Origin of the sequence: Thermococcus sp. (genome assembly GCF_026991495.1) — an archaeon.
In the GTDB taxonomy this organism is placed as follows: domain Archaea; phylum Methanobacteriota_B; class Thermococci; order Thermococcales; family Thermococcaceae; genus Thermococcus.
The window spans coordinates 39212-48799 of sequence record NZ_JALXBJ010000056.1 but is presented as its reverse complement, the minus strand read 5'-3'; the positions used below and the strand labels follow the sequence as shown (position 1 = coordinate 48799).

Sequence of the window (9588 nt, the reverse complement as noted above, 5' to 3'; positions counted from 1 at the left end):
GTCTTGGTTTTAGGAGGGTTATTGTTTATACGCCGCATCTCTCGAGGAGGCAGGCGGGGATGTTCGTTCGGAAGGAGAACCTCTTCTATCCAGTCGTTGATAATGGGAGGCTTGTCTTCATGCATCCGAGCAAGGCCTACCGCAAGGGCGACAACCGGGATGAGCATCGGGGGAGTTACGTTTTTGCGTGGACTCTCCGGACTAATGAGAGGCTTACGATTCTTAAAAACCTATTGCCACTCCCTAAAAGGGTAAAGAAATGCCTGAGAAAATATGAAAATGGGGAGCGCCAGCTTAAACCTCCTCCAAGAGCTTCTTCCTCTTCTCCTCGTACTCCTCCTGGCTTATGACGCCCATGTCGTAGAGCTCCTTCAGCTTCTTGAGCTTCTCAAGTGGATCCTCCTTCGCCGGCTCCTGGGGGGCGGGCTGATAAGCCGGCATCGTCCTCGTCACGAACTCCCTGGGCTTGTTGAGCACCCACGTCTCGCTCGTCAGTCCTTTGTTGACCCCTATCGAGACGGGTTCGATTGCTATAGCGTTGAGGGCGTCTTTTATGGCGTTTATCGCCTTTCTCGCCTCCTCCTTGTTCATCCAGCCGAGCTTCAGCGTTATGTTCTCCTCGCCCTCTATGATGAACTCCGATGACATTATCCCGAGCTTCACTGTTACCTTTTCGAGCTTTTGATAGGGGATGGCCTTGAGGTCGTACCTTCCCAATACCTTCTCGTCGAGGTAGATTATCCTCCTGTCGGTTACGAGGAGCCACTTGGGCTTTTCGAGGCTCACCTTCTTCTTTATGGCGAAGAGAACTTTCTCATCCGGCTCAATGTGCCTGACAACTGACTTCGGCAGTTTCGGGTTTTCCTGCACTCCCACGGGTTCCACCCATTGTATCTGAGGTGAACCTGTATATCAGGCTTTCTGTTCCGGGCCATGAATCCAACCGATGAGCCTGGAGAAATCCTTAAGTGCCCTCTGACTTACCTCCCTCAGCAGTTCAGCTTAGGGTGATACCATGGACTTCGGGAAAAAGCCCCTCATCGGGATGGTCCACCTCAAACCTCTTCCCGGCTCGTACAGGTACGGGGGCAACTTTGATGATGTCATCGAGTCCGCCCTCAGGGACGCGAAAACAATTGAGAAAGCCGGCTTCGATGCGGTAATGGTCGAGAACTTCGGCGACGTTCCCTTCCCGAAGTACGCTGACAAGACGACGGTGGCTACCTTTACCGCCGTAGCCAAGGAAATCCGCGACGAGGTCTCTCTCCCCCTGGGAATAAACGTTCTCAGAAATGATGGAATAGCCGCTTACTCGATAGCCTACGCGGTAAAGGCGGACTTCATAAGGGTGAACGTGCTGAGCGGTGTAGCCTACACAGACCAGGGAGTTATAGAGGGCATCGCCCACGAGTTAGCGAGGCTGATGAGACTCCTTCCTTCAAAAATCCAGGTCTTCGCCGATGTTCACGTCAAGCACGCGGTTCACTTTGGGGATTTTGAGGACGCACTTAGGGACACCGTTGAGAGGGGTTTGGCCGATGCAGTTGTCGTCAGCGGGAAGGCAACCGGGGAGCCCGTTGACATCGAGAGGCTCACGCTGGCGAAGAAAATCTCCCCAGTTCCCGTTTTGGTTGGCTCCGGAACCACTTATGAGAACCTCCCCGAGCTGTGGAAGCATGCGGACGGCTTCATCGTTGGGACGTGGATTAAGCGGGATGGGAAGGTTGAAAACGAAGTTTCTCTGGAGAGGGCAAGGAAACTGGCCGAGTTGGCAAAAAACCTTCGGTCTTGAAGGAAATTTGCTTTACAAATTTCTCCTCGAATTTTCTTTTCCGAAAGGTTTATTACCCAGAAATGCGTAATTTGTTAAAAAGAATGCGAAACCTGTCCCGCTTTTCTTTTCCGCGAGATGGTTTTGCGAGGATGTGAACGCATGCCCTCTGAACCCCTTACGGGCTTTCACTTACTGAGCCCGTTACTGGGCTTTTTACTGCTCCTCGGGGCAGTAGTGGTGTTCTTCCTGCTCGTGAGGTGGTTCTGGGGGTCGTTCGGAGGTGAAAGCGATGTTTAAGGCGATCGCCCTGGCTCTGGGCTTTATACTTCTCCTGACCCTTCCGGTTTCCGCTTCCCAGTTTCCAGATCAACTGCCCTACGTAACCAAGGAGGAGGCAAACTCATTCGGCTTAATTCTCTCTTACAGCAACGGAGGGGGCGGATGGGAGGGCTCGAACTACGTCAACTTCTACCAGGACTTCATCTGTCCCCACAGGAACGATAGCGTGAACAACTACATCCGAATAATGGTTACCTACTACAAGGACAACGAGGCGGTCGAGCAGTTCAATTGGTTTGTCCAGCAGGGAAAAAACTCCACAGACAAGGTTGAAGATCTTATAGGCTTCTGGAGCGGTGAGAAGGAAGGAACCATAACCTACCACTACGAGTTCCACGGGGGGCAGAACTACGCCGACCTCAAGTTCGTCTACACCAAGAGGTACTTCGACGGCCATGGTTTCACATCGGTTGAACACACCTACGCGGCCCTCGTTGGGGAGCACTACTGGGTAACCGCTGAGGTGTCCTACCTGAAGGGAACCACCGCCTGCGACCTTGAGGGGCCGGCACCGGTTCTCCTGAACCTCTACCTCAGCAGAATCCCCAACAGCACGGTGAGGTTCCCGGTGAACTCCTCAACAACCGCCCCTGGAAACCAGGGGGGATCGGAGAACTCCGGAACTTCCTCTGGGGCTCCGGGCTTGAGTCCAGATGCAGTTAAAAGGATGGACGACACAAGAGAGAAGCTTAAATGGCTTGGCGATAACTGGGGTGGCTTCGTTGTTATCAAGACTCCAAAGGGGGATATCATCAGACTCGTCAGCTCCAGCCCCGATTACACCGGCGATAGCTCGGCCATTGGCTGGAAGGCCAAGTACTACGGCAACAAGGCCCTCGATACCTTCATCGACCAGGTTGCGAACTACCTCCCCAAACCTTTAGGCCTCTTCAAGGACTACTTCAAGGCCGACAAGGACATCAACGTCTTCTCTGACGATGAAATGGTGAAGAAGACCGCCAAAGACCTGCACGTGGACGAAAAAAGTGCGTCGCTCTACAACGGCATGTCCGACATTGAGAACCGTGAGAAATCCCTCTCGCCATACAAGAACGCCGTTCCAACTAACATCGAGACGAAGCCGATAGAGGTCGTCATAAACTCGATGGGAGTTGCCATAAAGAAGACGCTGGCTCAAGATTACCGCTGGGAGTTAGAGAAGACAGCTGAGATAGCCGTCCGCTACAAGAAGGCCGGGCTGAAGTACAAGGACATCATCAGGAACACCGTTGAGGAGATGAGCGACACAACCACCGGGATGCACCGCGTCAACATGATGAACAGGAACTCAAAGGGGGCCTTTAAGGATCAGGAGGCGAGGATAAGGTTCTACATCAACAAGCTCTACGAGGAGGGGATAATATGAAGGGGAAGCTCGTTCTCCTGCTCCTCCTGCTCATAGCGGGCTACCTCTACTTCAACGGGGACTTTCACATCCCCGACAACCTCAATCCGGAGCAGGTCATAGACACCGCCAAGAACGTGACGAATAACCTTGGGAAGACCTCCACCGCAACGGAGACGGGAACGGAGACTTCTCCGGGCGTAACTGAAACCTCAAGCCCTGGAACTGCCCCCGAGAACGTGACCGCCGTGAGCTCAGGCAACATCACGGTAATCAGGTTCAACGCACCGGCCATCGACGACGGTATCCTCGGTCTCGCATACGATTTGGCCGAGAAGGCCTACCAGAACGGTTCTGAGAACGTTCGCGTTGAGGCTTATTTTGGGAACGAGCCGGTGATCGCGCTGACCGTCAAAAACGGCAACTTCGGCAACGCTACCTTCGAGGATATCAGAAGGCCGGAGTTCAGGATAGAGACCGACCTTGGCCTTTTCGACGTCCTCGTCCACAACGTGACAGTGACCAACGACACTGCCAGCGTTTCCCTTGAATATCTGGCTGGAGAGGACTCCTTCTGGAGGGACTACGCCAAGATGAGCCTTGCAATCCTTGAGGATGCCCCCTGGGTGAAGAGCGTGGAGATAGTCTACCTCGGCGAGAGGAACGTAAGCGTTTCCGTTTCCAGTGATGCCCTCCTTAAAGCCCTCTCCGGAGAGCTCTCGCCGGAGGAGTTCGCGGAGGAAATAAGCGTTGTTGAAATGGGGAAATCATGAGGAGATGTGAAAAATGAAAAAACTCGCCATCTTCGTCGTCTTTTTCCTTGTTCTGGCCCTTTTTCTGCCCCTTGTAAGCTCCTCCAACGCCTGGGAGGTCATCTACGAAGTCCGGCAGGACAAGATGGAGTTTGACGACGTTTACAACCCGATCTCCTTTGTCCCCGGGAGCGGGGGTGACTACTACCTCCTCGGAAGCCATGGGGCCGGGTTAGCGGTGCTCGTGCACCTCTCGCCGATGGGCGAAGTGCTCTGGATGAAGAACTTCAGCCTCAGCGGGAAGCTCCCCCTGAACCTCCCCTACGGGCAGTCACAGGTTATCCAGGACATGGCCGTAGGGAAAGACGGAATCTACGTCGTCCTGATGACGAACGGGGTCGTCAACGTCTCGACCCCGAGCGACTGGGAGCGGGGAGACCCACTGTTCACGCTGGTCAAGTTCGACTTCTCAGGGAAGGCACTCTGGGCAAGGGCCTTCAAGAACTCGAACGGCGGCTATAGGGGCATCAGGGTTCAGCCAACGGGTGACGGGGTCATAGTGGTTGCCCCCCTCTACGCGCACATGCACCACAAGAATCCTGACGACCCCTACGACAGCGATCACATAGCGCCCCGCCTCGACGTCGGTGCTGTAAAGTTCGACTCCTCCGGAAATCTGAAGTGGGTTCACATCTACGGGAGGGAGTGGATACACGAGTACGTCTGGGCGGTCGGCTTCGACGGGAGCGAGGTCGTTATAGCCTTCACCTCCGATGAAAGCCCCGCCCTCGGGTTCATAGGCATAGACCCAGAGACCGGAAACATGAAATGGGTCAGGGAATACAAGCAGGCCATAGACGGGGCTGAACTGTGGAAAATGGGCGGCTTCTTCAGCCTCTCCGGCGGAAGGCCGATGCTCTACAGCGTCCCGGACGGGTGGCTCTACACCAACGGTCTGGGAGGGAAGTACGACGGCGGTGCCTCGATATGGGTGAAGCTGGACAAGAAAGGAAAGGTTCTCTGGAGCGGCTTCTGGAACACGACCCTCTACAATGGCCAGTCCCCCTCAAGTTTTGCCCTCGCCAGCGACGGAAACTACGTTTTCTTCGATCCCCTCGTCAAGACTTCGCCATCGGGCGATATCATCAGGGTCTACTACAACACCGTGCCCTCGGGTCACTACATAGCCCGCTCGGGAGAAGGTTTCGTTATCTTCCTCGTTCCCGACAGGCTCCTGAAGCTCGGCCCGAACATGGAGTTCGCCGGCTGTGACGTCCATCACGTCGAGAAGGGCGGGGAGCTAAAGGCGTGGGTCCCGAACTTCGTGGAGTTAGGGAAGGATGAGGTAAAGTTCGTGAAGGTGCCCCTCTATTCGGAGGCTAACTTTGGAGAGCCCATCGAGTTCGACGACCTCCCGACGGGGGAGTGGTACAGGATTGGGGAGCCCAGCGTCTGGGTTCACGACCATCCGAGCGAGTACTTCCACGTCAAGGAAGCCTGCAACCAAACCGAAGCTTCGACCACCCAGAGCTCCAGCGCCTCGCATACCTCAACATATCAACCTTCCTCGTCCTCAGCATCCCCGACTTCCAGTGCAGTCCATTCGAATACGGGAAGTTTAGGTGAAAATAGGGGCGAAAGCCCCTCCAGCACTGCCAGCAGGTCAATAAACTTCACATGCGGGCCGGGGGTTATCGTTGCCCTGGCTCTACTGCCATTGCTCCTGCTCTGGAGGCGGAGGATTTGAGTTGAATCAAAAAGAAGGGAGGTGAGAAAATGGGACTCATCAAAAAACTGGTCGTTGGCTTCTTCCTGCTCCTTGTCATAGGGGTTGCCGGCATTTTCGGAATGCAGTACTACTACCTCCACGCCTACGACAAGGTTCCGGTCGAGGTCAAAACGGAAACCGTAAGCGGGGATGTCTTTTACCTCTCGCACGTCCTTGAGCCGGGGAAATACTACATCAAGGCGAGTAGCGAAGGTTCCGTGGAGAAGATAACGATACTCGACGAGAAGGACAACGTCCTGACCGAATCTGAAACGGACAGCATGATATACGGCTCAAGCAAGCCCTTCCAAGTCAGGGTGGACTACAAGGCACCCCTCAACGTTGATTCCTACGAGGTCAGCGTCGGCATCTACAGGCTTGAGAAGAAGTGACCCTTTCGTTTTCCATACGAAAAAGGAGGAATGGATATGAGAAAGTTGGTCTTTGCCCTGCTCGCAGTGGCCCTCTTAGTCATTGCGGCGGGCTGTGAAAGCCCCAAGGCAAACGTGAAGACCGAGAAGACCCTCACGATAGACGAGGTGACCGTGCACTACTCCGGTGATGTCTCCCTCTCCCAGGCAAAGGCAATCTTGAACTTCGTCCGCGACAACTTCCAGATAAACGGGGAGACCGACGTCTACGTCTCGAAGAGCGGAAATGCTTACACCGTCAAGGTGACGACCCCTTACGAGAGCTCTGGCGACATAGACGGAAAGACTGCCTTCTACGTCAAGACCATGGCCTCCAAGATGTCCCAGGATGTTTTCAACGGTGCAGAACTCACGCTGAAGCTCCTTAACGGAGATGAAAAGGAGGTTTTCTCCGCGGAGAGCAAATACGCCTACATCGAGTCGAACGGGATAACCGTCTGGTACGCAGGCGTTAGTGAAGACGACGCGCAGAAGGTTCTCGACTACGCGGTGTCCTTTGCCGGGAGCGGCCCGTGGGACATATTCATCGATGGGAGCAATCCCTATACGGTAAGCGCCATGAGCTCCTTCAAGGGCAGGGAGGAGATAGGAGATGCCGAGAGTGCTTACAGGAAGATGGTCTCCGACCTCTCGGAGAGGCTCGGCGGGAAGGTCATCCTCAGGGTTCTGAGCCCGAGCGGTGAGGAGATAGCGAGGTTCACAAGCTGAGGTGAAAAACATGGAGAAGGTTCTCTACGTCGTCGGAAACGTTGACTACAGGAAGGGCTTTATGAGGGAGAGCCGAGCGAGCCTCGTGATAACCGATGATAGGCTTATAGTGGCCTTCCTGACCATGGAACTCGCCAAGGAGATGAAGAGGCAGGCCGGTGGAGGCATCGGAGGCTTCCTCAAGGGCGTTACCAAAGCCTACGGCCACTGGAACGAATACTACGAGATGGAGCCGGATGAGATACTCGGCGAAAGCGAAGAGAACTTCGAGATACCGCTCCGCGAGGTCAGGGAGGTCAAGATAAAGGGCGGTGACTCAGAATCTGGGAAGAGGGAGGAGCTTGAGGTCAAAGCTAAAAAGAACCACAAGTTCTACGCCGGTGACGGCACGATACGCGTTAGAGAGCTGAAGAAAGTCCTTGAAGGCCTCGGCATCAAGGTCAAGGCCCCGCGCTTCAGCCTCTTCTGAGCCTTTCTCTTTTCATTGCAGGGAAAAGGTTATATCGCCTTTCCAAGACCACTGAACATAACTCTCACGGGTGGTCATCATGGGGAAGTACTTCGGGACGAGCGGCATCAGGGAGGTCGTCAACGAGAGATTAACACCTGAACTCGCTCTGCGCGTTGGAAAGGCCCTCGGCACTTACCTCAGCGGCGGAACCGTCGTTGTCGGAAAGGACACCAGAACGAGCGGTGAGATGCTGAAGAGCGCCCTGATAAGCGGGCTTCTCTCGACCGGCGTTGACGTTATAGACATCGGTTTGGCCCCTACACCACTGACGGGCTTCGCGATAAGGCTCTACAAAGCTGACGCTGGCGTAACCATCACCGCCTCCCACAACCCGCCGGAATACAACGGGATAAAGGTCTGGCAACCGAACGGGATGGCCTACACACCGGAGATGGAGGCGGAACTTGAGGCCATAATCGACTCCGGGAACTTCAAAAAAGCTCCCTGGAACGAAATCGGAAGGGTTGAGAGGGCCGACCCAAAAAGGGAGTACATCGAGAGGGCCCTTGAGATGGTTAAACTTAACGGCTCCTACAACGTCGTGCTCGACACGGGCAACGGCGCTGGCTCAATTCTAAGCCCATACCTCCAGCGCGAGCTCGGGAACAAAGTTATCAGTCTCAACTCCCACCCGAGCGGTTTCTTTGTTAGAGAGCTTGAGCCGAACGCGAAGAGCCTTTCCACTTTAGCGAGAACAGTTAAAGCGATGGGAGCAGATGTGGGAATAGCCCACGATGGCGATGCGGACAGGATTGGGGTTGTAGATGATCAGGGCAACTTCGTCGAGTACGAGGTGATGCTCTCGCTAATAGCGGGCTATATGCTCAGGAAGTTTGGGAGGGGTAAAATCGTTACCACCGTTGATGCCGGCTTTGCTCTGGATGACTACGTTAGACCCCTCGGCGGGGAAGTTATCAGGACGCGCGTTGGAGATGTGGCCGTTGCTGATGAACTGGCCAGGCACGGCGGGATTTTCGGTGGTGAGCCGAGCGGGACGTGGATAATTCCCCAGTGGAACCTAACTCCAGATGGGATATTCGCCGGGGCTTTAGTCCTCGAGATGATAGATGAACTCGGGCCTATAAGCGAATTGGCGAAGGAAGTCCCGCGCTACGTAACGTTGAGGGCAAAAATTCCCTGCCCCAACGAGAAAAAAGCCAAAGCGATGGAAATCATAGCGAGGGAAGCCCTCCGGAGCTTCGACCACGAGAGGCTCATAGACATCGATGGGATCAGGATTGAAAACTCCGACTGGTGGATCCTCTTCAGGCCCAGCGGGACGGAGCCGATAATGCGCATAACCCTTGAGGCCCACACTGAGGAAAAAGCCAGGGGGCTGATGGGAAAGGCTGAGAAGCTTGTGAGGGAAGCGATAGGGAGGGCTTAGTTTCGGAGGACTTCTTTTACCTTTTCTAAACTCCCCTCTATAGCCTCCTTGTCGAATTCTATGTAAAGCCCCTCTGGAAACCTCGCCGTCAGGATTTCGAAGAGTATCCCTGGCATCTTAACGAGCCTGAACCCCTGCTCGCCAACAAGCTCCTTCGAGCGCTTAACCCTTTCCTCCTTGCTCAGGTAGAAGAACTCCTGCATAGCCCTATAAGGGTATCTTTTCGGGTCGCTCGAGCTGGTATGGAAGACACCGCAGGTGGGGGAGCCTTTGACGCCGATGAAGACGACCTTTTCCGGCTTTTCCTCCGCCAGAACCCTCCCGATGAAGTCCGCTATTATCTTCGCCTTTTCTCGCATTCCAAGCTTCTCGTAGGCTTCCCTGCTCGCTGGAGCGCGTGGCCAGCCGATTAAGGCGTATTCCGGGCAGGGGTAAGCCAAAACCTGCCACTCATCGCCGAGCCCTCCAAGGAGCTTCCTCATCCTTCTCGCGGTCTCGTACTCCTTCTCCTTCGGCCCGCGGTAGACGTAGAAGGGACTCAAAAGGCATGGGGCTATGACCAGGAGGTTCATG

10 protein-coding genes and 1 pseudogene are annotated in these 9588 nt (G+C 54.8%); 9 read left to right on the top strand and 2 right to left on the bottom strand.

Features of this window, described 5'->3' with window-relative positions; all coding sequences use genetic code 11:
* Positions 1-350, top strand: a pseudogene (locus tag MVB78_RS07360) (hypothetical protein); the annotation flags it as partial.
* On the opposite strand, the gene MVB78_RS07355 reads toward MVB78_RS07360, so the two are convergent.
* Positions 295-876, bottom strand: coding sequence for a PH domain-containing protein (locus MVB78_RS07355; RefSeq protein ID WP_297489867.1), 582 nt, complete (start codon positions 874-876; stop codon positions 295-297). The pseudogene MVB78_RS07360 and the gene MVB78_RS07355 sit on opposite strands and share 56 nt — an antisense overlap.
* A gap of 139 nt (positions 877-1015) precedes the next feature.
* Here MVB78_RS07355 and MVB78_RS07350 point away from each other — a divergent pair, with 139 nt between their 5' ends.
* The 8 genes from MVB78_RS07350 to glmM all read left to right on the top strand — a co-directional run bounded on the left by MVB78_RS07350 (position 1016) and on the right by glmM (position 9015).
* On the top strand, positions 1016-1792 hold the full coding sequence (locus MVB78_RS07350) for a BtpA/SgcQ family protein (RefSeq protein WP_297489846.1): 777 nt from the start codon (positions 1016-1018) through the stop codon (positions 1790-1792).
* A gap of 271 nt (positions 1793-2063) precedes the next feature.
* Entirely contained in the window at positions 2064-3479 is a 1416-nt protein-coding gene (locus tag MVB78_RS07345) for a hypothetical protein (protein ID WP_297489844.1), read from the top strand.
* Positions 3476-4231: a hypothetical protein gene (locus MVB78_RS07340; protein ID WP_297489842.1), complete on the top strand. Its 756-nt coding sequence runs from the start codon at positions 3476-3478 to the stop codon at positions 4229-4231. The genes MVB78_RS07345 and MVB78_RS07340 overlap by 4 nt, the downstream gene beginning before the upstream one ends.
* Before the next feature lie 13 nt (positions 4232-4244).
* Entirely contained in the window at positions 4245-5957 is a 1713-nt protein-coding gene (locus MVB78_RS07335; protein WP_297489841.1) for a hypothetical protein, read from the top strand.
* 29 nt (positions 5958-5986) lie between these two features.
* Entirely contained in the window at positions 5987-6370 is a 384-nt protein-coding gene (locus MVB78_RS07330) for a hypothetical protein (RefSeq protein ID WP_297489839.1), read from the top strand.
* 36 nt (positions 6371-6406) lie between these two features.
* The gene (locus MVB78_RS07325; protein ID WP_297489837.1) at positions 6407-7117 is read left to right on the top strand and encodes a hypothetical protein; all 711 of its coding nucleotides are present in this window, start codon (positions 6407-6409) and stop codon (positions 7115-7117) included.
* A 10-nt stretch (positions 7118-7127) separates the two neighbouring features.
* Positions 7128-7586 carry a hypothetical protein gene (locus MVB78_RS07320; protein WP_297489835.1) on the top strand — a complete coding sequence of 153 codons (459 nt, stop codon included), beginning with the start codon at positions 7128-7130 and terminating at the stop codon, positions 7584-7586.
* Between the two features lie 79 nt (positions 7587-7665).
* Positions 7666-9015, top strand: coding sequence for a phosphoglucosamine mutase (gene glmM / locus MVB78_RS07315; protein WP_297489833.1), 1350 nt, complete (start codon positions 7666-7668; stop codon positions 9013-9015).
* Here glmM and MVB78_RS07310 read toward each other — a convergent pair.
* A complete protein-coding gene (locus tag MVB78_RS07310; RefSeq protein WP_297489865.1) occupies positions 9012-9587 on the bottom strand; it encodes a hypothetical protein in 576 nt (191 codons plus the stop codon). The genes glmM and MVB78_RS07310 overlap by 4 nt on opposite strands.
* Position 9588 lies beyond the last annotated feature (1 nt).